Origin of the sequence: Flammeovirga sp. MY04, assembly GCF_001682195.2 — a bacterium.
GTDB lineage: Bacteria > Bacteroidota > Bacteroidia > Cytophagales > Flammeovirgaceae > Flammeovirga > Flammeovirga yaeyamensis.
The window spans coordinates 873,956-899,319 of record NZ_CP003560.2 but is presented as its reverse complement, the minus strand read 5'-3'; the positions used below and the strand labels follow the sequence as shown (position 1 = coordinate 899,319).

The 25,364-nt window shown below is 35.2% G+C and carries 21 protein-coding genes, 1 other RNA gene and 1 riboswitch; of the genes, 9 read left to right on the top strand and 13 right to left on the bottom strand.

Translation table 11 applies throughout. From position 1 onward, the window contains the following. Positions 1 to 34: 34 nt before the first annotated feature. Both MY04_RS03555 and MY04_RS03550 read right to left on the bottom strand, forming a co-directional pair. Entirely contained in the window at positions 35 to 1,012 is a 978-nt protein-coding gene (locus MY04_RS03555) for a ribonucleotide-diphosphate reductase subunit beta (protein WP_066206427.1), read from the bottom strand. 155 nt (positions 1,013 to 1,167) lie between these two features. Continuing rightward, positions 1,168 to 1,371, bottom strand: a riboswitch (cobalamin riboswitch). Between the two features lie 427 nt (positions 1,372 to 1,798). Beyond that, positions 1,799 to 2,917, bottom strand: coding sequence for a BamA/TamA family outer membrane protein (locus MY04_RS03550; RefSeq protein WP_066206424.1), 1,119 nt, complete (start codon positions 2,915 to 2,917; stop codon positions 1,799 to 1,801). Between the two features lie 244 nt (positions 2,918 to 3,161). Between MY04_RS03550 and MY04_RS03545 the strand changes: the two genes are divergently transcribed. After that, positions 3,162 to 4,082, top strand: a complete 921-nt coding sequence (locus tag MY04_RS03545) for an exonuclease domain-containing protein (RefSeq protein WP_066206421.1) — start codon at positions 3,162 to 3,164, stop codon at positions 4,080 to 4,082. On the opposite strand, the gene MY04_RS03540 is transcribed toward MY04_RS03545, so the two are convergent. Continuing rightward, positions 4,079 to 4,330 carry a hypothetical protein gene (locus tag MY04_RS03540; protein WP_066206415.1) on the bottom strand — a complete coding sequence of 84 codons (252 nt, stop codon included), beginning with the start codon at positions 4,328 to 4,330 and terminating at the stop codon, positions 4,079 to 4,081. The two genes, MY04_RS03545 and MY04_RS03540, sit on opposite strands and share 4 nt — an antisense overlap. Before the next feature lie 140 nt (positions 4,331 to 4,470). On the opposite strand from MY04_RS03540, the gene modA reads away from it, so the two are divergent. The 4 genes from modA to MY04_RS03520 are packed head-to-tail and all read left to right on the top strand — an operon-like array spanning position 4,471 to position 7,130. After that, positions 4,471 to 5,214, top strand: coding sequence for a molybdate ABC transporter substrate-binding protein (gene modA, locus MY04_RS03535; RefSeq protein WP_066206413.1), 744 nt, complete (start codon positions 4,471 to 4,473; stop codon positions 5,212 to 5,214). Beyond that, complete coding sequence (locus MY04_RS03530; protein ID WP_066206411.1) at positions 5,211 to 5,612, top strand: TOBE domain-containing protein; 402 nt, start codon at positions 5,211 to 5,213, stop codon at positions 5,610 to 5,612. The genes modA and MY04_RS03530 overlap by 4 nt, the downstream gene beginning before the upstream one ends. Beyond that, positions 5,609 to 6,280, top strand: coding sequence for a molybdate ABC transporter permease subunit (gene modB, locus MY04_RS03525; RefSeq protein WP_066206407.1), 672 nt, complete (start codon positions 5,609 to 5,611; stop codon positions 6,278 to 6,280). The genes MY04_RS03530 and modB overlap by 4 nt, the downstream gene beginning before the upstream one ends. Further along, positions 6,267 to 7,130, top strand: a complete 864-nt coding sequence (locus MY04_RS03520) for an ATP-binding cassette domain-containing protein (protein ID WP_066206403.1) — start codon at positions 6,267 to 6,269, stop codon at positions 7,128 to 7,130. Before modB ends, MY04_RS03520 begins: the two co-directional genes overlap by 14 nt. On the opposite strand, the gene MY04_RS03515 is transcribed toward MY04_RS03520, so the two are convergent. Further along, a complete protein-coding gene (locus MY04_RS03515) occupies positions 7,127 to 7,366 on the bottom strand; it encodes a hypothetical protein (RefSeq protein ID WP_158297543.1) in 240 nt (79 codons plus the stop codon). The genes MY04_RS03520 and MY04_RS03515 overlap by 4 nt on opposite strands. Before the next feature lie 235 nt (positions 7,367 to 7,601). Here MY04_RS03515 and MY04_RS03510 point away from each other — a divergent pair, with 235 nt between their 5' ends. Beyond that, positions 7,602 to 8,282, top strand: a complete 681-nt coding sequence (locus MY04_RS03510) for a metal-dependent hydrolase (protein ID WP_066206397.1) — start codon at positions 7,602 to 7,604, stop codon at positions 8,280 to 8,282. A 241-nt stretch (positions 8,283 to 8,523) separates the two neighbouring features. On the opposite strand, the gene MY04_RS03505 is transcribed toward MY04_RS03510, so the two are convergent. The 4 genes from MY04_RS03505 to dnaE all read right to left on the bottom strand — a co-directional run bounded on the left by MY04_RS03505 (position 8,524) and on the right by dnaE (position 15,145). Then, positions 8,524 to 9,870 carry a carbohydrate porin gene (locus MY04_RS03505; protein ID WP_066206394.1) on the bottom strand — a complete coding sequence of 449 codons (1,347 nt, stop codon included), beginning with the start codon at positions 9,868 to 9,870 and terminating at the stop codon, positions 8,524 to 8,526. Between the two features lie 99 nt (positions 9,871 to 9,969). After that, positions 9,970 to 10,212, bottom strand: coding sequence for a hypothetical protein (locus MY04_RS03500; protein WP_066206391.1), 243 nt, complete (start codon positions 10,210 to 10,212; stop codon positions 9,970 to 9,972). Between the two features lie 117 nt (positions 10,213 to 10,329). Continuing rightward, positions 10,330 to 10,584, bottom strand: coding sequence for a hypothetical protein (locus tag MY04_RS03495; RefSeq protein WP_066206388.1), 255 nt, complete (start codon positions 10,582 to 10,584; stop codon positions 10,330 to 10,332). Between the two features lie 295 nt (positions 10,585 to 10,879). Further along, the gene (dnaE, locus tag MY04_RS03490) at positions 10,880 to 15,145 is read right to left on the bottom strand and encodes a DNA polymerase III subunit alpha (RefSeq protein ID WP_066206385.1); all 4,266 of its coding nucleotides are present in this window, start codon (positions 15,143 to 15,145) and stop codon (positions 10,880 to 10,882) included. A gap of 259 nt (positions 15,146 to 15,404) precedes the next feature. Between dnaE and MY04_RS03485 the strand changes: the two genes are divergently transcribed. After that, positions 15,405 to 16,043 carry a trimeric intracellular cation channel family protein gene (locus MY04_RS03485; RefSeq protein WP_205960491.1) on the top strand — a complete coding sequence of 213 codons (639 nt, stop codon included), beginning with the start codon at positions 15,405 to 15,407 and terminating at the stop codon, positions 16,041 to 16,043. Positions 16,044 to 16,107: 64 nt separating this feature from the next. Here MY04_RS03485 and MY04_RS03480 read toward each other — a convergent pair whose 3' ends face one another. Then, a complete protein-coding gene (locus MY04_RS03480) occupies positions 16,108 to 16,344 on the bottom strand; it encodes a hypothetical protein (protein WP_066206383.1) in 237 nt (78 codons plus the stop codon). A gap of 276 nt (positions 16,345 to 16,620) precedes the next feature. On the opposite strand from MY04_RS03480, the gene MY04_RS03475 reads away from it, so the two are divergent. Further along, positions 16,621 to 17,160 carry a dihydrofolate reductase family protein gene (locus MY04_RS03475; RefSeq protein WP_066206380.1) on the top strand — a complete coding sequence of 180 codons (540 nt, stop codon included), beginning with the start codon at positions 16,621 to 16,623 and terminating at the stop codon, positions 17,158 to 17,160. A 17-nt stretch (positions 17,161 to 17,177) separates the two neighbouring features. Here MY04_RS03475 and MY04_RS03470 read toward each other — a convergent pair whose 3' ends face one another. From MY04_RS03470 to MY04_RS03455, 4 genes are all read right to left on the bottom strand, one after another. Further along, positions 17,178 to 18,152, bottom strand: coding sequence for a hypothetical protein (locus MY04_RS03470; protein ID WP_066206377.1), 975 nt, complete (start codon positions 18,150 to 18,152; stop codon positions 17,178 to 17,180). 27 nt (positions 18,153 to 18,179) lie between these two features. Next, complete coding sequence (locus MY04_RS03465) at positions 18,180 to 18,722, bottom strand: hypothetical protein (RefSeq protein ID WP_066206374.1); 543 nt, start codon at positions 18,720 to 18,722, stop codon at positions 18,180 to 18,182. Positions 18,723 to 18,977: 255 nt separating this feature from the next. After that, positions 18,978 to 20,849 (bottom strand): SusD/RagB family nutrient-binding outer membrane lipoprotein, encoded by a 1,872-nt coding sequence (locus tag MY04_RS03460; protein ID WP_066206371.1) that lies wholly within the window; start codon positions 20,847 to 20,849, stop codon positions 18,978 to 18,980. An 11-nt stretch (positions 20,850 to 20,860) separates the two neighbouring features. Beyond that, positions 20,861 to 23,953 carry a SusC/RagA family TonB-linked outer membrane protein gene (locus MY04_RS03455; protein ID WP_066206369.1) on the bottom strand — a complete coding sequence of 1,031 codons (3,093 nt, stop codon included), beginning with the start codon at positions 23,951 to 23,953 and terminating at the stop codon, positions 20,861 to 20,863. A 985-nt stretch (positions 23,954 to 24,938) separates the two neighbouring features. Between MY04_RS03455 and ssrA the strand changes: the two genes are divergently transcribed. After that, positions 24,939 to 25,347, top strand: a transfer-messenger RNA (tmRNA) gene (ssrA, locus tag MY04_RS03450). Positions 25,348 to 25,364 lie beyond the last annotated feature (17 nt).

Genomic DNA, 25,364 nt, shown 5'->3' with positions numbered 1-25,364 from the left:
TGAGGGTGTAGAAATAAGAGTATCAATTTATTATTTAGAAAAGATCATCAGCGGTTACTGATTGTGTCTTTTTAGTATATTCTGTAGGTCTTACAGCGAAGAAATCGTCGTGTGCTAAACCAAATACTTCTTCATCGAACCATTGCATTTTCTTCAAAGTTTCTTTATTAACTTCAAAGATAGGTTTTAGACCAATTTCGTTTAAACTTTTATTCAGACGATCTCTCATGAAGTGAACTAAATGTTCTATTGGTAAAAATTCCAACTCACCTTCTTCAAAAATACCATTCAGCAACCTAACTTCTACATCGTGAGAAATTTTTGCTGCTTCATAGATGCGATCTTGAAGTTCTTTAGTATTCAACTCAGGGTATTCAGCAATCATCGTATTGTATAACCACATACCTGCACGTGCATGAGAGTTTTCATCCTTAGCAGACCACTTGATAATGTTACCAATACCTTTAAGTTGATTTTTGAATTTTTTATAGGACAGTAAAATAGCGAACTGAGAGAATAAGTTTACATTTTCAGTAAAACACGAGAAAATTGCAATACTCTGTAATAGGTCGTGCGGTTGTGCATTTCCATTTTTATCCACAGTTACCTGAGAGAGCATTTCAAGACGTTCCATAGCAGTCTCGTCTTCTAAGAATGCCTCAAAATTGTCCAAATCCAACAACTCGTTTAAACGTGCATATGCAGAAGCGTGACGAGCTTCATTTTCAGCAAAAGTAATGGCCATTGCCTTAATTTCTGGCTTAGGTATAAACTGACCAATCACCCCCCAAAAATCATCCTGAACATTAGTTTCAGTTTGGGCAAACGTTTTCAGGATGTTACCAATAACATCTCTTTCTTGATCTGTTAAATTGGTTTTGAACTGCTGAATATCTGCATCAAAGTTTACTTCGGAGTGAATCCAGAAAGTTTGGTGAATAGCATCAATAAAATCTTGTGCCTTTGGGTATTCAAAGGGTTTGTAAGCTACACGTTTATCTAATAAGCTCATCTTTTGGATGTTTTTTTAATACAACTAATGAAAACATATAAATGTTCTCATTGAACAACACAATGCTTTATTTTCTTTATAAGCTGACGGAAAAGCCCAGGCATCAAATTGATTTACTCAGACAGTTCTTTTACTCCCCATTATCCCGATGGAGGTTACAAGCAACAACTTAGGCAGGTCTTCTGACTAAACTATAATATAATTTTGATTCAACCTTCCCACATTTAAAATGCAGTGGATTTTTCGAATTCATTTTCATAGTATTACAGCTGCGGGTACAGTACAGGCTTCTCACCTGTTTCCCTTTTCACCAAAGCAAAATACAAATTGCTTTAAGCACCTTCGTCATAACAAATAAATGGTCTTTTATTGATAATAGCAAACATTTTCTAACATAGTTTTTGTTAAAAAAAATCACACAAAATTAGTTGCATTTTGCTTGACTCATTTAAAAAAAATGATAAGAGCTAATCACACACAATTTGTCAGCAAATTGCACTTTTTCAATATCAATAATATAAGGGTATATGAAATAATTTTGTAATACTTGAATTAAAAAAAAGTGTATATCACACGCAATAAAACAAAAACCTTTCCTATACTTGGATAACGTCTATATACGTATTGATTAAACTCATTTTAAAATGGACTAATCTAAGTTACTATGTTTACAATTCGATTATATTTTAGTGTCATTAATTTTAAGTTTGATTAAATCTACTTGTAAAATTCAAACAATTATTAAATTATACTTGATTTTTGAGGAATTAATCAATATGAATCAAATTAAAATGCTTCTCCGAAGGTTAAATATAAACCAGAACTTTTTTCCGATCCAATTCCATAATCTACTCTAATAGATGCTTTGTCCTTTTTATTAATCAAAAATCTTAATCCGCCACCTCCTGCAAACTTAAAACCTTGGCTATCAAAATTTTCGTAAGTCGAAAAAACATTTGCTGTTCCAACAAAGGCTGTCATCCCAATTCTCCAGAATAAATGTTGTCTAAATTCAGATTGTAATGCCACCATTTTTTGGTCTCTCCAACGGCCTTCATAAACACCTCTCATCATGTTTAATCCACCCATCAAAGCCATCTCTCTAAAAGGCGTATTATCACCAAAAGTTTGTTTCGTCAAACCCTGAAAAGCTAACACAGAAGCACCTTCTTTTTCTCTACTTAAATCAAAATATTTTCTAAGATCTAATGTCAATACATTAAAATTATAATCACTACCAAATATACTATTGTATACTTCAAAGCGACCTTCTATAAAAAATCCTTCTTTGGGAGAAAGTACTAGATCCCTTGTATCCCATTTATAAGTAGTCCCCAATCCAGACACACTACCACCTTCATATCCTGGCAAAGTGGTAATATCTGCTGGAGTACCATCTTTTTTTGGACCTAAACTAATATCCCAATAATTGGCATAACGTAATTGTAGTCCTAGGAACATTTTCTCTTTTAGTTTCTTCAAGATTTGTTGCCTAAAGTCAATCTTACTCCAATCAACCAATTGCTCATCTTCATTTGAAGTATTACTTCCTACACCATAATATTTTTCAGGATATCTTGAATGCTCCCAAGTACCTTCTAACAACCAATCTTCATTTTTAGTGAAAATTGTATGTTCTAATTTAAGACGAAGCTGATTTTCTAATGTGTAAAATCCAATAAATGTAGCATTCGACGGTCTTGTACCAAAAGTAGCATCAGGCATTTTAAACTGAAAAACAGATAATACGCCGAATTCCCAACTTGTTTCCTGTGCATAAGCCGGATAAGGAAAAGCGGTTATTTGATGTTTATAAACTGTATCTCTTTCATTTAAATTTTGTGCATGACATGTAATCACCGAAATAAATAAATGAAGTAAGCATAGTCTAAAAAATAGTCTCATATCAGTTGGTTTGCTTGTTCAATGAATGAATAGAATAATTTAAGTGGCAAGATACTATAATATAAATTGACATCGTAATAATATTTTTTGAGGATCTACCCTACTTCTATGAATATCAAATGATAGAACCTTTTAATATATTTTCTATTGAGAATTATAAACACCCCCTCCTTTTGAGAAGTTTTAAAATAGTATTAGATTAAAAATTAGTTGAGAATTTTTCAAGTTTACATTTCTAAAGAGTATGGGTTTTATTGCAATTGATTTTGAAACAGCGAATGATAAAAAAACAAGTTCTTGCTCTATCGGTCTTGCTGTGGTTGAAAATCAAGAAATTGTTGATACACAACATCACCTTATTCAACCTTTTCCGAACTACTATTTTGATAAGAATATATCAATTCATGGTATCACTCCAGAGATGACATTCGATGCACCTACATTTGATAACGTATGGGGTGATCTTTCTAGTTTACTGACAAAATACCCTCTAGTGGCACATAACGCCGGTTTTGATATGAATGTGTTATTAAGTTCATTACAAGTTTATGGAACACACCTGCCTTCCATTTCTTTTTTCTGTTCATTGGTAATGGCAAGAAAAGCCTTCCCTGGATTACCTAGTTATGGACTTGCCAATCTTTCCAGACATTTTGAGATACAATTGAACCATCATAATGCAGAAAGCGACGCAATGGCATCTGCAATTATTTGTATCGAAATGCTAAAAGAACACGACTGCGATTCGCTGGATCAACTAAGCAATAAGTTCAACCATAAAATTGGCAATGTTTCTTCTGATAATGGCTATTCTTCCTACGGAAGTGGTCGACCTTACAAGAAGAGAAAAGAATACGGTTTTAGTGCACCCAAAAATGTAGATCCTAAAAACAGATTTTACAAGAAATCGGTATGCTTTACAGGGCGGCTAACGGAAATGAATAGAAAAACAGCCATGCAGAAAGTAGTCAATATAGGGGGGTATGTGATTCCTGAGCAAATTTCTCCACAAACGGATTTTTTAGTCGTAGGTAAACAAGATTACAAGAAGTATGGAGAAGGGTTTAAGTCAACAAAAATACGTCATGCGGAAGCGTATGCAGAACAAGGGTTTCCCATCTTCATTATGGGAGAAAATGAGTTTCTGATGAGTTTCGATGATTAGGCAAGTAATCGCATGTTCTTGAAAATGGAAATTTTGATTTTATCTCCCTTATCACCTATCAGATAAAACTTCCTTCGTTTATATAAAAACTCTCCATATGGCATTTCTTTGACAATTTTTGTAGTAGATTGCTTAATCGTAAAGATGACATCTTCAATTTTTAATTGAAAGGGTACATTTTCGTAGGGGAAATAGCAAACAATAGATAGGTTTAATTCTTTATTAGTGAGTAGACTTTTAATATACATACAGTTGATTTATAGGGTTTAACGCAATGAGTAATCAATGTTAGCACATTTTACTAACAAATGCTAATATCAATAATCAAAATACCTAGAAAGGGGGATAAGAAAAAAGACTAAACACAATATATCATTGAAAAATTAACATGAATAGACTTTACAATATATTCTTAATAATCACTTTATTTCTTTCTTCATGTCAAAGTAAAGAACAACCACTGAGGGTTGCTGTATCAGCAAATATGGCTTTTGTGATGAAAGATTTATCAGCTGAGTTTACCAAAAAATACAATATACCTTGTGAGTTAATTATTGGCAGCTCTGGGAAACTGTCCCATCAAATCGAAAATGGAGCACCTTATGATGTATTTATAAGTGCAGACATGAAATATCCTAACCATATATATGAGAAAAATTTAACTACATCTCCACCTAAAATATATGCTGAGGGAGTGCTCGTATTATGGTCAAAAAAACTAAAATCTTTCCATTCCGAAGATATTCTAAATAGCGATCAAGTGGAAAAAATAGCTGTAGCTAACCCTAAGACTGCCCCTTATGGTATTGCAGCAACAATGGCCTGCTCTGAAATCTTATCTAAGAGGAATTATCAAAAAAAGTTGGTGTATGGTGAAAGCATTTCACAGGTAAATCAATATGTAATCAATCAAGCGACAGATATTGGGTTTACATCACTTTTTGTAGTTCAATCTCCAGAGATGAAAGATATAGGATTTTGGTTAAAAGTGAATCCTTCTTTATATCGCCCGATCTATCAAGGGGCTGTGGTTATTAAAGATAATAATGAAGAATTAGGAGAAAGGTTTTTAAATTGGTTACTTCACGAAGAAGGTAAAGATATCATCAACACTTATAATCAAAGAGATTGAATCGTTTTACAGGCATTATCACTAGAATAGATGGGCAACAAAATATACATCAATTAAGTATTCAATTAAATGATGTACCCTTTCGGGCGCTCATCATAGATCATGAAATCAACCCCATTAATTTTAGTGTAGGTGATAAGGTAGGAGTTATTTTCAAAGATTCTGAGGTCTTTATGGGGAAAGAACATATTGAACATATTAGTATTCAGAATCAAGTAAGTGGAGTAATTAAAAACATAGAAATCGGTGATGTTTTATCAAGAGTTTTCCTTGAAACTTCTATTGGAATGGTATCTTCTTTAATTTCATCATCTTCAGTAAAAAGATTAGACTTTAAAAAAGGAGAAAAGGCCTGTGCTTTTATCAAAACAAATGAAATTATTTTAGAGAAAATATGAATTGGCTCCCCCTATTTATCACCTTCAAATTGGCACTCATCACATCGATAGTTCTACTATTTGTTTGTGTTCCATTGGCCTATAAAATTAGTTCCTATTCAAAATGGAACAGTGCTATTTGGGAAAGTCTTTTTAGTTTACCGCTCGTTTTACCTCCCACTGTTATTGGTTTTTATTTATTACAAGCCTTTAGCCCCAATAATCCATTTGGAGATTTTGTAAAGAACACGATTGGATTTGAAGTATTATTCTCTTTCGAAGGCCTTGTTTTTGGGTCTATCTTGTATAGTTTCCCATTTATGTTTCAACCTATTCTCAATGGGTTCAGAAAAATTCCTCAACAATTATTACATGCCTCTTATTTAATGGGGAAATCGAAAATCAAGACTTTTTTCCATATTAGTCTTCCTTTTATACAAAAGTCGATTTTAAGTGGGTTCATCATGGCTTTTGCACATACAGTGGGAGAATTTGGTGTTGTATTAATGATAGGTGGCAATATCCCTGGATTGACACAAGTTGCATCAATAGCTATTTATGATCAAGTGGAGATGATGAATTTTGCATCGGCTCATTACTATTCGATGACACTTTTGATATTCTCCTTCGTGATTTTATTTTTAATGTTTATTCTCCAAAGAAAAGATAGAGTAAATGATACATATTAAATCAAAACATCAATTCGATACCTCTCATTTTAATTTATCATTTGATATCTCTATTGATAAAGGTGCCTTCGTTGGAGTTTTTGGAGATTCTGGAGCTGGTAAAACTACATTATTTAATATTCTCACTGGTCTAATTAAATCAAATGATACTTTTATAAAAGTAAATGATACTGTGTGGGTAGATACAGAGAATAATATCAACCTCCCACCCCAAAAGCGTAAAGTAGGAATGGTATTTCAAGACTTTGCTCTATTCCCTCATCAAACTGTGCTTCAAAACCTAAAATATGCACAATCGAATGATTCCTCCAACACACTCGATGAGGTATCAGAGATTATGCATCTTAAAGAACTCTATTCCTCTTATCCTCATCAACTATCGGGAGGACAAAAACAACGTGTAGCTATAGCTAGGGCAGTTATTCAAGAACCTGAAATACTATTACTTGACGAACCTCTTTCTGCTTTAGATCACCAAATGAGGGAAAAACTTCAAGAATATTTAAGTGAGATACATCGTAAATATCAGCTAACCACATTGATGATCAGTCATGATATTCCAGAAATTTATAAACTCTGCGACAAGGTGTTACCTATCGAAAAAGGTCAAAATAAAGAAATACAATCGCCTTTGGTATTTTTTAACCCTAACCCTTTACAGGGTAAATTTAAACTAAAAGGAAAAGTTTTAAGCATCCAAAAAGCAGACATTATTTATATTGTCACTTTACTAATTGACAAAGAGGTTATACAAATAACTACTAACGAAACGATAGCAAAATCTTTAGTCCTCGGAGAAAATGTTAGCATTAGTATCAAAGCTTTTCAACCTATCATCGAAAAGCATTAAATAGCTTCTGTTGTTTCTTCTTCGTTTACATAGAATTTGTCTAACTGATATTTTACAAAAAGACCTTCAATCACTTCCTCATTTAACGGCTGTAGACTGACAAAAAGTGGTCGCCTTGTTACATTACTACCTGATAAAATCATAACAGGATGTCTATTTTTTAATAACTTCACTTTGTTATTATTTAGGGTAATACTTAATTCTTTTTTCAAAACAGCTCTCCTATTTGTTCGCATTATGAGTGAATAGTTTAGAGCATCATAAACATAAAATTGTTCCATTTTATTTGAAGAGTATGGCTTGTTTAATATGATATTTTAAGCAGTAATATTATATTGCTCAATATAAAACAAATTAAAAACAATTCAAATAATAAATTGTAATACTTGTATTAATATTCGCAAATTTGAATTGAATTTTCAATGTAACTTCATTACACTATTAATTTCATAAATTAATCTAAGTAACATTATGAATATCACTTTTTTAGGGCATGCTTCCCTTCTAATAGAAACCCAAGGCAAATCATTACTTGTTGATCCATTTATTTCAGCAAACGAAAAAGCTTCGCATATTAATATCGATGAATTAAAAGTAGATTACATTTTAATAACACATGGTCACCAAGACCACGTACTCGATGTTGAAGCAATAGCTGAACGCACAAAAGCACAAATCATATCCAACTTCGAGATCGTTTCTTACTATGGTGAAAAAGGATTGAATGGTCATCCAATGAATCACGGAGGTGAATTCTCTTTCGATTTTGGTCAACTGAAATACGTTAATGCCATTCACTCTAGTGTCTTACCTGACGGCACTTACGGAGGCAATCCAGGCGGTTTTATTTTATTCAACGCTGAGGCTTGTATATACATTGCCGGAGATACGGCCCTCACAATGGATATGAAATTAATACCGATGACTTCACCTAAATTGGACTTAGCCATTCTACCTATTGGCGATAATTTCACCATGGGCGTAAATGACGCAGTAATTGCTTCTGAATTTGTAGAATGCGATAAAGTAATGGGATATCATTACGACACCTTCCCTCCAATTGTTATCGATCAAGCAGATGCTAAGGAGAAATTTAAAGCGAAAGGTAAAGAGTTGCTTTTACCTTCTATTGGTGAAAAAACTAGTTTGTAAATTAAAAATGAAAAACTTGAAATAGGTAGTAGGTAGCAAGTAGTAGGTAGTAGGTGCTGAATTTACGCTCGTTTTTTTAGGTAATAGGGAATATGTAATAACTAATATGTGGTGGTTATGTTGTATTCTCTATTACCAAATTACTCAGCGAGTCGACTTCAGTCACTCGGTACAAGAAACACCTACAAGTTAACCCTAACATTTCACGTTTTTCACTTTTCATTTTTAACTTTTCATTTCCCTAAAACCACCACTCCGATTTCAACCCAATATATTGTCCAAAATCCCCTTTATTTCCTGCTTCATAAAATTGAGATAAGCCATTCTGCTTTACGACATCATTATAAAAAGCTAAAGAGTAGACAAATCGGATATGAGGCCTTGCCATTAGTGATCTTTCTCTTGTTGGCACATATACTGGTGCGATGGTAAATTTATTCATTACTCCCAGACCAGGATCAAAACCGACTATACCGTTTGTAAATTCTTGATAATCCCTCATCTGATAATGGTATTCAAACATCAATTGAATTTTATCAGATAAGAATACTTGTGGACGAACGCCAACAGATAAGTCCCACTTTTCATTTGGCCGAGAGGTACCAATAAATACTGGAGCTGATGCACCTATGGCATATCGATATACAGCGTATCCCATGATACCCCATTTGTCATTGACATCCCATACAAAATTCTCTGTAAAGTTTAAACCATATGCTCCATTAAATTGACCTGTCTGATTCGGGTTACCAAAATTAATAAACGATCTTGAAGACCAGCCATCATCACCGGGGCCATTGGCAATCCTCGATCCATATCGAATGGATGAATTATTAATGAAATCTCCTTTTTGATATCTGTGCATCACACCTCCTAAAACTCCATAATCACTTACTCTGTCTTTTATAAATATTGGATCATTGAGTGAATCTAAACCTGTAAAATGATATTCAGCGAGTAGATGTAATGAATTATTTTCGTTAATATCAATTTGATGCTGTAGGGCTAATATATGTTTCTGACGACCATCATCATACAATTCATCACCATAGGGGTTTCCTGGCTGATCTTGTAAGACGAGTGAACTGACTAAGGCAATTTTGGTATTTCCATATTGGAAACCAAACCCTTGACCGGTAAGGTTATTAAATGTCCAATAATCGGCCATATCGATATTTTTATCTCTGTAATACCTACTTCCTACCCATAAGCTTACTGGTATATTAAAAAGAGTATCATAGACTTCTAGATACATTTCAGCAAAATTAATGACTGTGTTATTGGCGATAAAAGTGTTGTTACCTGAAAATGATTGTGTGGTTAAAACAAATCGAATATTAGGTTTATCTTTTTCAATTTTAAAGATCTCCTCGATATTGGCCACAACTGTCATTTCAATATAATCGTTCTCTTCATGACGCCCTCCTAAGGCTCCTTGATGACTTAAATTAAGTCTCGAGCCTACTTTTTCTTCATATACAGAAGAAGATACGCCTACTCTACCATAAGAATGAAATTCAAATTTTGGTTTTTGACCATAAACATAAGAAGAAAGAAAGAGAAGAAAGAGAATTAAGTATTTGTGCATAGTGTTTTTGATTGTAACACAATATACTTAATTAATTACCTACAAAAAAAAGAGGCGAAACTATTTTTCAGTTTCACCTCTTTATTTGAATGATAAAAACTAAGATGCTTTAGAGCAACAAGCTTTTTCACCATTCGCAATTTTTTCTTTGCAGCATTTATGCAATGCAGTGTCTTCATCCATTTTACAATTTGATTTATCACCACTAGAGCATTTTTCACACTTTGCACAAGTCTCTGCTTTTTCTTTGCCACAACATCCTTGTTCAGCTGTTGAATTTGCCCCACAACTCATTAAAAAAAGAGCTGCAGAAATAGATAATACTTTTAATATCTTTTTCATCTCATATTAGGTTTAATAAAAAAATCTCTTTTAAAGATACAGATTTTATACGAAAAAAGAGGTTACTCAAATGAATGAGAAACCTCTTTTTAATGTCTTTTAAGTTAAGAAGTTAGCTTATGCCAATGCCTCAGTCAACTGATCCATTAGTTTTTTTGCTACGCTTCTTGGTTTTTGAGCCTTAAGGTCTGCTAAAACAGTTTGTGCTTCAGCTACTTTTTCGAATACACCTTCAGGGTTACCGTCGTTTTTAAAAGAAGCTAAAACCCACTGTAGGTCATTCACTTGCTTTTCGTATTCTCCTTTTTTATTTAGGCTTGTTAATTTTGTCAGGGCAGCTTCAGCAGCTGCAACGATTTTTACTTCGCTCATGATAATTTATTTGGTTGCAATAGATATAATCTTTGTATCATTAACATTACAATTATAAAATATATCTATTTTGTTTGCAAATAGTTTGAACTCTTTGAAAATAAGATTATTACAAGAATTTTAAACGTATTTACTACACAAACAAAGAATATCAATACAAATCATTAGTATAACACAAAATAGAAGAATTTTATTTCGGTTCAATTTACACTTTAACCTTACATTTGATGATTTTACTCAACTTATAGATTTTCCTATTTTTTGAATAAAAAAATCAAATTATTTTCAATAAAAGTTAAAACACTCTGTATTCTATCCCTTCCAATAAGTCCAATTTATTCAATAATTCTGTAGTCGGATCTACTTTATAAGTCTTAGAAAATAAGTTCACCACCATATTATCTTCTTTTGAGAAAACTTCTAACGACATTTCTCTATTCCCCTGATGCTCTTCAACAATGTCTACAAGATCCATGATGGTATCGTCCGACAAAGATGCTACATCAACCGATAAATCGATACCCTTACAGAAGTGATCTTTTACAGAGGACAGGGCCATTATTCGTTTAGGGTTCATCTCCCATTTACCCTTATCTCTATAGCTTTCTTTAACGTTACCGATTACACAAACAAAGTCACCTTCATTCAAGAAATGACGGTGTTTGTTGAATGCCTCACCAAACATGGCCATCTGAGTGACTTGTTCATAATCTTCGATAGAAAAGATACCAAACTTATTACCGTTCTTACTTTCCAAGATCTTCGCTTCGGTAATCATACCGCCCACTTTAATCTCTTGTTGTTTGTGTAAATCGATATTCTTCACAGGAATACAGAAGTTCTCTAACTCCATTCGGTACATATCCAATGGGTGACCTGATATAAAGAAACCAACTACTTCCTTCTCGAATCTCAACTCAACCAACTTTGACCATTCTTCAACTTCTGGAATTCTAGGTGGAGGTACTGAACCACCATCTGTACCTCCAAACAAAGATGCTTGGGCAGATAATTTATCTGCTTGTACACGGTTACCATAACGAAGAATCAGGTCGATTCCTGAGAATTTCTCTCCTTCTGGAATATGGAAGTATTGCGCTCTATGGAACTCGTAATCATCAAATGCTCCGGCATAGGCTAAAGATTCCATCACTTTTCTGTTCACCGCTTTAAGGTTTACTCTTTCGATGAAATCAAAAATAGATTCATACGGCTTCTCTTCACGTCCTTCAATAATAGCATTGATTGGACCTGAACCAACACCTTTTACAGCACCTAAACCAAATCGAATCGCACCATCTTCGTTTACTGAGAATTTATACTCCGATTCGTTCACATCCGGCCCCAATACTTTGATACCCATTCGGCTACATTCTTCCATAAAGAAAGTCACCTTTTTGATATCACTCATGTTGTGAGTAAGCACCGATGCCATATACTCTGCTGGGTAATTCGCTTTTAAATAACCTGTATGGAAGGCTACCACCGAATAACAAGTTGAGTGGGATTTGTTAAAGGCGTAAGCGGCAAAGGCTTCCCAGTCAGTCCACACTTTTTCTAAGGCTTTCTGATCATGACCATTGCCTGTACCACCTTCAATAAACTTAGGTTTCAACTGCTCTAGTAAGGCAAAGATTTTCTTACCCATGGCCTTACGAAGCATATCGGCTTCACCTTTGGTAAACCCTGCCAACGATTGAGAAAGAAGCATTACTTGCTCTTGGTAGACCGTAATACCGTACGTCTCTGCCAAGTACTCATCCATTTTTGGAATATCGTACACAATCTCTTCGTCACCGTGCTTACGGGCAATAAAGTTTGGAATGTATTCCAAAGGACCCGGACGGTACAAGGCGTTCATGGCAATTAAGTCACCAAAAACGTCGGGCTTTAATGCACGAAGGTGTTTTTGCATACCCGCTGATTCAAACTGGAAAGTACCGTTGGTCTCTCCTCTTTGATACAGTTCGTATGTCTTTCTATCATCCAATGGAATATCATCAGGATCGATTTCTATTCCATGTCTTTGTTTAATTAATTTGATGGCATCCTTGATGATGGACAAAGTTCTTAAACCTAAGAAGTCCATCTTCAGCATACCAGCTGATTCTACCACGGAGTTATCAAACTGTGTTACCAAAAGATCTGCATCTCTGGCGGTAGTCACAGGAATAAACTTAGTGATATCGTCTGGAGTGATAATAATACCACAGGCGTGGATACCGGTATTTCTCACTGATCCCTCTAGAACTCTGGCTGTATTTAAAACCTGACCTTCAAGTCCGGTTTCTGTTGAAATCGCCTTTAATGAATTGGCCATTTCAATCTGATCATTATTCAGTTTTTCCGTCAGTTGTTCATCCGACATACCAAATAATTTCTTGAGTTTCATGTCGGGTACCAGCTTCGCGATTCTATCGGCATCACTTAACGGTAAATCCATAACTCTGGCCGTATCTCGAATTGACGATTTTGCGGCCATTGTACCGTATGTAATGATATGAGATACTTGGTTGAAACCATATTTATCTACTACCCAGTTGATAATCTTTTGTCGACCTTCATCGTCAAAGTCAATATCGATATCGGGTAAGGACACACGGTCTGGATTCAAAAATCTCTCAAATAGTAAATCGTATTTGATGGGGTCCACATTGGTAATACCAATAGCATAGGCTACAGCTGATCCTGCTGCCGAACCACGGCCAGGGCCTACCGATACACCCATATTTCTGGCTTCCGTGGTAAAATCTTGTACAATCAAGAAATAACCAGGGTAACCTGTATTTTCAATCGTCTTTAATTCGAAATCAAGACGTTCATCAATATCTGGAGTAATCTCACCATAACGTTTCTTGGCACCTTCATAGGTTAGGTGACGAAGGAAGGCATTCTCCCCTCTTTTACCACCATCCTTTTCGTCTTCCTCATTTTTAAATTCATCAGGAATATCGAAAGCAGGAAGTAAAACGTCTCTGGCTAATTCGTACGGTTCTATTTTATCTACTACTTCTTGAGTACACTCAATGGCCTCAGGTAAATCGTAGAATAGTTCTTTCATTTGATCGGCCGACTTGAAATAGAATTCATGGTTAGGGAAACCAAATCTAAATCCTCTACCTCGACCAATTGGAGTAGATTGCTTCTCACCATCTTTTACACAAAGTAAAATATCGTGTGCACTCGCTCCTTCTTCATCGATATAATAAACGTTGTTCGCTGCGAAATACTTTACATCATATTTCTCTGCAAAACGCAATAATACATCGTTCACGTGATCTTCTTCTTCTAATCCATGACGACATAATTCGATATAAAAATCGTCTTTGAAGTTTTCCAACCACCAAACAAATTCTTGCTCTGCTTGCTCTTCACCAACGTTCAGAATCAAGTTATTTACAGGAGATTGAAGACCACCTGTTGTCGCAATCAAATTGTCTTTATATTCTAATAGGATCTTCTTATCAATTCTAGCGTATGTACCATCTCTATCAGTATAAGCTCCTTCAATAAAACCTTCTGACGATAGTTTTGCCAAATTGTGGTATCCTGCTTTATTCTTCGCAATTAGTACCTGATTAGAACGTCTATCAGGATCATCTCTAGTGAATTTTCTTTTCTTACGATCGTTCACTAGATACACTTCGCAACCCACGATAGGTTTTAAATCTGCTTTTAAAACATCTCTCACAAAGTGATAAGCAGTATACATGTTACCATGGTCTGTTAGACAAACTGCTTCCGTTCCAAACTCTTTTGATTTTGCTACAAGGTCACCTATTGTACATGTAGCTCTAAGGATTGAAAACTGAGTATGGGTATGCAAATGAGTGAATGGAACATCTTTTAAACGTGCCAGTCCTTCCTCTTTGCTTATCGAACCTCTACCCTTATTTTTTGATGCAGTCTTGAAAGCAAAATTGGCTTCATCCAATTCTGGAGCTTCATAAACTACGGCTTCAACGGCAACATCATTGATAGGTTCAACAACACCATGTTCAATCAATCCAAAGAAACATCGAGCAGTAGCGTCAACGTCATATGCTGCATCATGGGCATCGGCAAAAGGAACACCAAATAGCTTGTTATGAAGTTCTGTTAAGCTTGGCGATTTGTATTTACCACCTCTACCACCAGGAAGTGCACAGAAATCTGTAGAAGAAGTCATGGTATCGATCACCGTCACTTCTTGGATAGTGCTATCGATGCCTGCTCTTAAAAATTCTGCTCCGGTAACATTAATATCGAACTGAAGGTTATGACCAATCTGACGATCCGCCCTGGTCAAATCCTCCTTGAATTCGTTCAATACATCTACTATTGGATGACCATGTTCCAACGCGTGTTCGGTAGTGATACCGTGTACTTTAGTGGCGTTAAATGGAATGGTATAACCATCAGGTCGCACGATTAAGTTTTGTGCTTTAATTAACTTACCATGATCATCATGAAGCTGCCAAGCTAACTGAACCACTCGGGGCCAGTTGTCTAAGTCAGATAATGGTGCATTAAAGTTTTTTGGTAAACCTGTGGTTTCCGTATCGTATATGATGTATGCCATGCTACTTCCTTTCTTCAAATTGAGGTTACAAAACTAAGAAAAAAACAGTTGAATTTAGCATATCGTTTAGTATTATTCTGCATCAAGAAATCGATGGGTTTGAGGGTAAAATCATTAGGATTCATTTTGTATAAAAATTCCTACTTTTTGATGTTGAAATAAAAGATTTATCACATTTTTGCAGCGAAAAAATTATCTTCCTTTTTCTGAGACGAAAAATATAATAAATTAAGAATCATAAACCTTAAAAAACACACTATTGGAAGAAATCATTTATTACATCGGCGTTGTAGGTTCTTTTGCCTTTGCGATTTCTGGGGCATTGGTTGGAATGCATAAAAAACTCGATCCTTTTGGAGTAATTATCGTGGCGTTTGTTACCGCAGTTGGCGGAGGTACGCTAAGGGATACCCTATTGGAAGGAAGGGATGTCTTCTGGATTGCCGATCCAAGTTACATTTATTTCATTTTAGGAGGTGCAGTTGTTGCGATGATCTTTCAGAACAAACTCGATAGATTTAGAACCTCTTTATTACTATTTGATACTATAGGACTGGCTTTATTTTCGGTTGCTGGTGTTCAAATAGGACTATCTTTCAACTTACCTTATATTATTTGTGTGATTCTTGGTGTGATAACAGGAGCATTTGGTGGGGTATCAAGAGATATTTTAGTAAATGAAATTCCTGTAGTCTTTCAAAAAGAAATTTATGCTACCATAAGTATCATTGGTAGTATTTTATATATCATATTATATCATTTTGAATGCAGTAGACTCATTAATCAAATGATCCCTATTGCGACAATTATTGTATTGAGAACTTTTGTAGTATACAAAGAAGTGACACTTCCATCAATTTATAAAAACGATGAGGTGGTCGATGAAGAAGAATGGTAAAAAAGAGAATAAAAAAAGGTGATGTTTAGGTTAACATCACCATATATATGCGACTGATAATGGTCTATTTTTCTGTTTCAAATTCAGGATTTGGTTCTATTCCTCTATTGATCATTAGTGGCCAAATTCCACTAAAAATAAGGATAGGAACATATATATAATATCTTTGAGGGATTTCTAAACCTAACGAAAGTACATAAGACTTTGCCATGGCGGCAAGGACTAGCAATACAAATGTTAAAACGATCCCTAATTGTGCAATGGGCAATAATTGTATAGATCCGATTTTTAAAGGTTTCATGTATATATGCTTTTTAATAGTTCTCTGAATTAATATATAAATTTTATACGTAAGATCTGAGTTAATGTTCAATAAATAGTGTAATATCTACTTTTATTTACATTCTTAATATAATTATAAATACAATAGTAACAAAGTGGCCTAATTACCATAATAGCAACAATTTAATAACTCGTATAACAAAAAAAAGTTCAAGAAAATTCAATTTTTATTTTTAAATGATTAATGATTAAATTGTTAATATATCTATAACCAAACCTCTAATTCCAAATACAAATGAGAAAAATAATCACTTACATCGCTATGAGTATTGACGGTAAAATTGCTGATAGCAAAGGTGGGGTAAAGTGGCTCGATGAATTCACTCATAAAGATGAGAATTACGGGTATGAAGAATTTTACAAAAACATTGATACTACCATCATGGGAAACACTACTTATCAGCATATAAAAAATATGGGAGTTGAGTTTCCGTACATGGGTAAAAATAATTATGTCATTACTAAGAACAGGGAGAAGTTAAAAGAAGATCATATTGATTATATCTCCGAAGATGTTATTGGTACCATACGATCACTTAAAAATGTCCCATCAGATAAAGACATTTGGTTAATTGGCGGTGGAAAAATAAATTCATTATTACAAGATAATGGACTCATCGACGAAATGCGTCTTTTTATCGCTCCTGTCCTCTTGGGTAATGGTATTCCTCTCTTTTCTCCCTTTGGAAAGATTACTAAATTCAAATTGATTTCTAGTAAACAATATGCTTCTGGAATGGTAGAAATGAGATATAAAAAACTGGTGGTCTCCTAAGAAACCACCTTTTTTATTTATTGCTTCACGATTACCCATTCTATTCTATAACTCTGACCTAAAACCGATGTTGGTCCTTGGTGTCTTACATACATAGAATCGGCAGAAGCATTGTGTTGGGTAGATAAATTCATGGTATTTCCTTGTGTATCGGTAATCCCAATCACCCCATTATAATATTCTTCTGTTCCTGTTGTTGGGGCTGCGACCCAAGCCCACGCTCCTTGATAAAGGCCATTTTGTAAAAAGACTGGATCATTTATCGTTTGGAATGCACCATCTAAAACCGAAACATCAAGTGCTGAGGTGGTATTCCATTCTGCAACAAAATTAGCTCCCCAACTTGCAGTAAAACCTATATTTACTGTAGTTGTATCCGTATAATCTAGATAAACAGTAGTTCCACTATAATTCTTCATCAGATAAGCTGAAGATACTGTCCATTGTGTCCCCGTCAAGAAGAATGTACCATTTGCTGGATTGGTAGCTAAATCAAATTTAATATCTTGGACTCCTTGATTTCCAGTGATATCAGTTATTGTAATACGAATTGTAACTAAGCCTGAAAAGCGTAATAAACTATTCAAAACATATCCATCCAACTTAAAATCAACATCCGATTGTCCTGCAAGATTATTAGCAACCGGAATATTCACCGTCGCTCTGGTATTGATTACCGTTAATTGTGCTAAATCAGAAACAGATAGATTCACTAAATCATAAGAAAGTGCTTTATTGTCTTCTTCAGTTCCACCAACAAACACCTCAATCTTACCTCCTGAAATAGCTGCAGGAGTGGTTACTTTTAAATTGATATAGAGCTCATCTTCGTTAAAAGTAGTGGCAGAATCTTTAATGGTTGCATTGGGATCGAATCCATTAATACCCGTAAAAGCTACAGTCGGGTCACTAGCTTCTTCTTCACTACATGAGTAAAATAAAGAGGATAATAATAGAAAGGAAATGAATAATTGCTTAAGGTGTAATTTCATTTTTTAATTGATTTGATAAATGGGTAATTAATTTTCAGAATCGTCGGGTTGCATATCAAATTGTAGTTGATAGCGGTACGTTTTTTCTCTTATTCTGGCGGTTCTTTCATAAGAACATTCAATTCTACCTTCGTAAACTCTAGTGCTCAGCCTTACATCACCTATCAGTAAAAATCCTGGAATGTAATCAAGATCATCTGCGATATCTTCGTACTCTCGATAATCCCATTGACTCACCATTAAAGTGTCAGAGGCAAAAAAAATGTCTTCATCTGCTTCAAAAAATCTGTGAATAATGTCCTTGTCTAGGGCTTCTGAATTATACCATTGCGATTGTCCGTTTAATTCAGCATTAAATCTAAAGTCAACATCCACCTCACCAGGCCCATGTTCTAAATAAAAGGAATAGCTTCCGCTTTGATCTGTAAAATTGGTTTTGAAGTCAACGGAAGTAACCTTCCATTTCGTAGAACTTACTACGTTAGCGTTTGACAGTTCGGCGACTGAGGGGTCGGTGTATTCTTCACAGCCCCAAATAAATAAAATAGGTATTAACAGGAAAAATCTCATGATAATAGTTGCTTTCCCTCACAACATGAATATAGTCGTTTGCTGTTCCCAAATTGAGGGGTAAATGATAGTTTCTTTATTTATTGCTATTGTATTCTTGATAAAAAAACAAAAGAGAAGTAACCTCATCTTACGATAAGATCACTTCTCTTTATTATTGACTAAGTAGAATTATTTTGTTTTGCTTCACATCAAACCACCTGATGGTGTGATGATGTAATTTCAAACTTCTCTACTTGATTTGTATCCTTTGAATTAGAAACTCATGAACTGCTTCGCTGAGATGAAATCTGATGATGGGTTATCATTTTGATTGCTCACCGCTTCAGTTGCATTTGTAGGGTTTACTGTAAACTCTCTGTTTGGATAAGGGAATCTAGCAGGTCTATAACCGTTCGTTACACCACCTGTGTGTAATTCGATATCTTCTACACCAAGTTTAATCGCATCTTCATTTTCAATCGGATCTTTAGACATTAATGGCACTTTAACCGATCTATCTTCTGAACCTAGTGTAGCTTTTACAAAAGATGGGAAGTGTGTTCTGTTCCAAAGAGCAAAAGAGTTATATCCATTACCAATTTGTGATAGCCAGTGTTGGTAAACGATATCTTCAATTGGATCATTTTCTTTACCCATATTGTTAGCTACCATATTCACATAGTTATCAACTGCTGCCTCCCAGTTATATGAAGGGTTTGTTTGATTCTTATATAAATCAACATATGCACTTACATAATCTGAACCGCTACCAAAGAATGTAGGGTACTTTCTGATCGCGTGTTCAACACCAGTTTTGAAATGAGAATTTACATTGGCAGATACCCATCCTCTTTGTGCTGCTTCAGCAATCATAAAGTGAACTTCATCAGAACCCATAATAATAGAAGGTGCTGTTGCATGTAAAATAGTTCCAGGGTTTACAGCTACTAATTGAGCGTATTGTCCACCTTCGCTAAATTTATAATCCATATTGTTGTAAGCATTTCCTTCATCATCAAATTTTGTGATTGTAAATGCTGAGTAACCTACAGTACCATCATTTAATGTAAAGATACCTCTGTTACCGTCAGGACGGTCACCATCTTTTACACCTCTATAATGAATTTTCTTGAATTCTTCTCCTTCTTCTTCGTTATAAGCAAATGGATCAAAATCAGAATACTGATCAACATGCATGAAAGCCGCAGTTGTAGGACCTGAGTTATCAACGTGAGATGCTACCCAGAACAATCTTGGATCTTCTAATTTCTGCATAGAAACTAATGCTTTATGAGAAATGAACTGATACGATTGTCCACCTACTCTACCTTCGTTAGCTACACCTGAACCATTTACAGTTTGTCCCCAAGGACCATCAGATTCGTTATGTTCTAAGATTGCTGACTCTGTTAAAGAAGAAATATAGTTATTTGTATTGTATGCCTCTGCAAAAATCTCCTGACCTCTTGTAGGGTTACCTGCTGACATATAGATACCGATTTTCATCAATAATGAGTTCGCTAAACGCTCCCATGATGCTGCATTACCAGAATAGTAGTAATCCTCGATAAATAAAGGACCTTCGTTGATGTTCTCACGTGCTTCTAAAAGCTCAGCAACCATTTGTTCGAAAATATCTTCTTGACTATCGTATTTAGGATATAAGATACCTTCAGAATAACCTTTACCCGCTTCAGAGTAAGGAACGTCTCCATAAAGAGCTGTAATTCTCAAGAAGTTGATTACTCTTACAATAGCTACTTGAGATAATTTACCAAGGTTTTGCTCTCCTTCATTTTCCATTCTTGCCTCTAGCCTAACACGGATATCTTCGACGTTTTTGGCAATATCAGCGTAGAATAAAGTCCAAGATGCTTCAGAATATGAATCGTTTCTACCAAAACCTTGTCCTGAAGTATATTGTGGGTTACTTGTTAGACCTGACATTGGACCTGCCATAATCAAGTTTCCTCTAAATCCCTCATGACCATTGGAGAACAATTTAGCTTGTATAAAAGTAAACTGATACTTTGGATCCATGTCTCCACTTGTATAGTCGTTATCATTCATTTCTAGAAAACGATCTGTACAAGAAGTAAGGGCTACTAAAGCCAATACAAATATATTTAATATAACTTTTTTCATGAGATTCTAGATTAGAAGTTAGCGTTTAATTTAAAACCAAATGTTCTCGGCAACGGCATGTTAAACCATTCGATACCTTGACCGTTTCCTGAAGTAAATGATGCTTCTGGGTCAATGTTTGGAGTGTTTCTCCAAAGGTATCCTAAGTTGTTACCATATGCTGTAACTGAAAGGTTTCTAAATGGAGTCTTCTCTAAAGATTTAGCTGGTAATCTATATGATACTGATACCTCTCTCAATTTGATGAATGAAGCATCGTAAATGAATTGCTCATTAATTGATGCCACTTGTCTGTAGTACAATTCTGGGTCAACATTTCCAGTGTATGCTTCACCATTTTCAAGAACTAAGTTACCAGGGTTCCATCCGTTACCATAGTAGAAATCGTGTCTACCTTCGATAGTATCCTCATGCTTACCATTCGCATACATCGATGCGTTTGTTTGAGAATAGATTTGACCACCGAATTTTCCATCAATCAATACTGATAAAGAGAAGTTTTTGTAGTTGAATGTGTTTCTCCAACCTGCCATCCATGGTTGAATTGAGTTACCAATTTCTGAAACTTCGTTGTTTATTACTGGTAGACCATTTTCAGTTACCACAATATTACCTGCGTCGTCTCTTACATAAGTGGTACCCATAATCACACCATATGCTTGACCAGGGATTGCCTGAACAGATACTGAACCAGATGTTGGCATTAATAAGTATGATTCTACTCCTTCAGTTAATGACACTACTTCGTTTTGGTTGTATGCTGCAGTGAACATCATATCCCAGCTAAAGTTATCTGTTTGAATTGGTGAGTAGTTAATCATCAATTCCACACCTCTGTTTTGAATCTCACCTGCGTTAATTAATGCTTGACTAAAACCAGATGCATTTGAAACGTCTACTGGAAGGATTTGATCCGTTGCTGTTTGGTTATAGTAAGCAAGGTCTAAACCTACTTTGTTATTGAATAATCTCAAGTCCAAACCAAATTCGTAAGAGCTAGACATTGATGGTCTCAAGTTTTGGTTAGGAATCACAGATCCTTCGATTCCACCCATAGAATAACCAAAATTAGGACGACCACCTTGCATACCGTTTACGTTATATTGTAAGTATAAACTATATGGATCAGTATCTGAACCTACTTGTGCCCATGACGCTCTCAACTTACCAAATGATAACCATTCAGGTACATTCCAATCCATGTCTGAGAATACCCATGAAGTGGATACTGATGGATAGAAGTATGAGTTGTTACCGATTGGAAGTGTAGATGACCAGTCATTTCTACCTGAAACATCTAAGAATAAGTATCCTTTATAACCGATTGATGCTGTAGCATATACTGAAGCAATTGCTCTTTCATATCTGTTTAATGAAATGAAACGGTCAGTACCTGCACCTGGGTGTTGTTGATCTTCTGATACGAAGTTCAATGATCCAATATCAGTTGCATCCATTACTTGATACATGTATGAACCACCACCTGTTGCACTAATATCAAAGTCTCCAAACTTTTTATTGTATTGCAATAAGAAGTCAAAGTTATTTTCAGCATTTAAGTTTGTTCTTTCGAATGCTCTACCTTGAGTATACATTGGTGTATGTAGAGGATCCAAAACATTTTGTCTAAATGTAGTTACGTCTGTACCACCACGAGCTACTAAGTTCAAGTTTTCGTTAAACTCATAATTCAAGCTAAACATACCCAACATTCTATCTTGTTGGTCACGGTTGTTTACCTCATACATTGTCCAATAAGGGTTGTTGTTGATTGCATCGTAACCAATTGGACGACCGTCAGGACCTTTGTAATCTCTCAACCAATCCATACTTGTAGTATTAGGAATACCCATCAAAGCATTTTGGTAGTTGTATACAGAGTTACCCATTGCCATTCTGTTATTGGCTTCTTGGTGAGTGTATGTTACTCTTGAATCCAAAGTCAATTTATCGTTCATCAACTTTGTAGATCCTCTGAAGTTGAATGTATGTCTGTTAAACGTAGAGTTTTCAACGTTACCAGAGTTATTCATGTTTGAGTAAGAGAAACGAACATTTGAAGTTTCGTTACCACCAGTTAATGAAATACTATTATTGAACGTTACACCAGTCTTATATAATTCATCATAAATATTGTAATGCTGAACAACACGTTCTTGACCATCAAAATACGTTTTTGTTGTCATACCAGGTGTCACTTTAGGACCCCACATTCTAGTCGCTTCAGAAGCGTCCATATCGTTAGGGAAAGCACCTTGAGTACCGTGTGCATATTGGTTTTGCATTGTTGGCGTGATACCTACAACATCAAAGTTAACACCAGTTGAGAAGTCGATACCTAAACCTTTTCTCTTTTCACCTGTCTTAGTTGTAATCAAGATAACACCGTTGATGGCACGAGTACCATAAAGAGCAGTCGCTGCAGGTCCTTTTAGTACTGACATTGACTCGATATCGTCTGGGTTGATTGATGAAAGACCATCACCTGTATCGATACCACCGTTATCGTGGTCATCTGCATTTTCGAAGTTTGAGTTACTCATTGGCACACCGTCAACTACATATAACGGTTGATTTGAACCCGATAAAACTGCATTACCACGAATGGTTACGTTAGATGATGAAGCTGGACCAGAAACTGGAGTAATCTGTACACCTGCTACTTTACCATTTAATGAGTTCATTAAATTGGCAGATGAATTTTCACCCAAATCGTCTGATTTTACTTCAGAAACTGCATAACCTAAAGATCTTTCGTCTCTTTTAATACCTAAGGCAGTGACTACTACCTCATCTAATTCCTCAGCATCAGGAGCTAAAGAAATTTTTACTTCAGAAGAATTTGCAATGTTAAACTCAGTTGTTTCGTATCCGATAAATGAGAAAACTAGCACATCTTGTCCTTCTTCAACTTGTACAACAAAGTTACCATCGAAATCAGTTACAGCACCTTGCGTTGTTCCTTTAATTAAAATGTTTACACCTGGAAGTGGTGCATTATCAGAAGCATCTGTTACAGTACCTTTGATGTTTCTTTCTTGAGCATAGGACGCCCCTGCTGAAAACAAGATAATACTTGTCAGCATCAAGAAAATTCTATTCATGATTGGTTTGATTAGTATAGTAATGTTCAATAATTGGCCTTAGGCCTCATTCCTTTATTGGTCTACTTTTTTGATTACCGAAACATCTGAATTGCCCTACAATTGTTTGTGATGAGATAATAAATTCGGTAATGGTGTAAGTTAGATCTTATTTAATTGGCAATAGAAAACAGTTATCGTTTCTTCATATAACAATGGTTTTTAATTGATTTAATTAGAATTAGATTTATAAGTGTTTCTTATACATAACAAACGTAACAACATGCACGAACACGCGCAATCAAATTGTAATTTTTAATAGTATTTATTGTTCTGTAACAAAAAAAGTCTTAAAACACGCACGGTTTTTTAATAAACAAGCATAAACGGGCAATATCTGGGTACGAACAGGATGTTTGGTGGCACGAGATTGCAACTTTGAAGCAAGAATTTTTAGTTAGGAGTTAGGAGGTAGGAATTAGGAGTTGGCTGAAATGACGCAAGAATTTTAGGTAATAACTAATAGGGAATAAGGAAAGAGGTGATTTTTTTCTAATGGAATTTAGTGGTTGAGATAGGCTTTATTATTCAATTGTATATTTATAAGTAAAAGGTAAGGGAGTTTTTTAACTAAGAACTAAGGAACTAAGGGGTGGTTTAATTAGGAGTTAGGAGTTAGGAGATAGGAATTAGGAGTTGCTGAATTGACGCAAGAATTTTAGGTAATAACTAATAGGGAATAAGGAAGGAAGCTAATCAAGGGGAGATTTTGAGAACAACCCACACACTAGCGCAGGTCTCCTGACCTGTGCCCGCGTAATGAGGAGCGAACCACTTTAAAATATTTGTTGAAAAAATATCATAATTGATTAAAGAAAGTTTAAGGTTAAAAAAAGACCAAAAACTCCTACCTCCTACCTCCTAATTCCTACCTAATTTTTTTTGTTCCACAAAAAATTATTCTATATTTGCAGTCCCTTCAAAAAAGAAGGATAGTCACCCATACGGGGTCGACTGGTTTTGACAGGTTGATATTTTGCAAGTATAAGCATGCAGGCTCATGGGATGAGAGCCTTGAAAGATATTTCCAAAATCTAGTTGGCAACAATTCGTTTGCTATGGCTGCCTAGTCTCCCTTAGGGTTGTAGACATTTGGGCTTAAATGGTTGAATGCGTATCGCATTCCCGAGCTACATCGTCCTCCGCCTTGATCTTTGGGCAGAGATTTGACGGTGCCGTAATCATTGATCTAGTTTGATACCTGCTGTGGGTTGATGGCGAAATTTAAGCAGATAAGGATATATTTTGGTTGTTTCCGGCGGGATATATTTCGAAAATTCAAGTGAAACTAAGCATGTAGAAGGCTTGACAGAGTACTTCTCTGGACGAGGGTTCGACTCCCTCCGACTCCACAACAAACCGCGTTTACAGT

Coding starts and splice junctions, on each gene's coding strand:
- MY04_RS03555 (WP_066206427.1), bottom strand. CDS start 1,012: ATGAGCTTATTAGATAAACGTGTAGCTTACAAACCCTTTGAATACCCA.
- MY04_RS03550 (WP_066206424.1), bottom strand. CDS start 2,917: ATGAGACTATTTTTTAGACTATGCTTACTTCATTTATTTATTTCGGTG.
- MY04_RS03545 (WP_066206421.1), top strand. CDS start 3,162: ATGGGTTTTATTGCAATTGATTTTGAAACAGCGAATGATAAAAAAACA.
- MY04_RS03540 (WP_066206415.1), bottom strand. CDS start 4,330: ATGTATATTAAAAGTCTACTCACTAATAAAGAATTAAACCTATCTATT.
- modA (WP_066206413.1), top strand. CDS start 4,471: ATGAATAGACTTTACAATATATTCTTAATAATCACTTTATTTCTTTCT.
- modB (WP_066206407.1), top strand. CDS start 5,609: ATGAATTGGCTCCCCCTATTTATCACCTTCAAATTGGCACTCATCACA.
- MY04_RS03520 (WP_066206403.1), top strand. CDS start 6,267: ATGATACATATTAAATCAAAACATCAATTCGATACCTCTCATTTTAAT.
- MY04_RS03515 (WP_158297543.1), bottom strand. CDS start 7,366: ATGCGAACAAATAGGAGAGCTGTTTTGAAAAAAGAATTAAGTATTACC.
- MY04_RS03510 (WP_066206397.1), top strand. CDS start 7,602: ATGAATATCACTTTTTTAGGGCATGCTTCCCTTCTAATAGAAACCCAA.
- MY04_RS03505 (WP_066206394.1), bottom strand. CDS start 9,870: ATGCACAAATACTTAATTCTCTTTCTTCTCTTTCTTTCTTCTTATGTT.
- MY04_RS03500 (WP_066206391.1), bottom strand. CDS start 10,212: ATGAAAAAGATATTAAAAGTATTATCTATTTCTGCAGCTCTTTTTTTA.
- MY04_RS03495 (WP_066206388.1), bottom strand. CDS start 10,584: ATGAGCGAAGTAAAAATCGTTGCAGCTGCTGAAGCTGCCCTGACAAAA.
- dnaE (WP_066206385.1), bottom strand. CDS start 15,145: ATGGCATACATCATATACGATACGGAAACCACAGGTTTACCAAAAAAC.
- MY04_RS03480 (WP_066206383.1), bottom strand. CDS start 16,344: ATGAAACCTTTAAAAATCGGATCTATACAATTATTGCCCATTGCACAA.
- MY04_RS03475 (WP_066206380.1), top strand. CDS start 16,621: ATGAGAAAAATAATCACTTACATCGCTATGAGTATTGACGGTAAAATT.
- MY04_RS03470 (WP_066206377.1), bottom strand. CDS start 18,152: ATGAAATTACACCTTAAGCAATTATTCATTTCCTTTCTATTATTATCC.
- MY04_RS03465 (WP_066206374.1), bottom strand. CDS start 18,722: ATGAGATTTTTCCTGTTAATACCTATTTTATTTATTTGGGGCTGTGAA.
- MY04_RS03460 (WP_066206371.1), bottom strand. CDS start 20,849: ATGAAAAAAGTTATATTAAATATATTTGTATTGGCTTTAGTAGCCCTT.
- MY04_RS03455 (WP_066206369.1), bottom strand. CDS start 23,953: ATGAATAGAATTTTCTTGATGCTGACAAGTATTATCTTGTTTTCAGCA.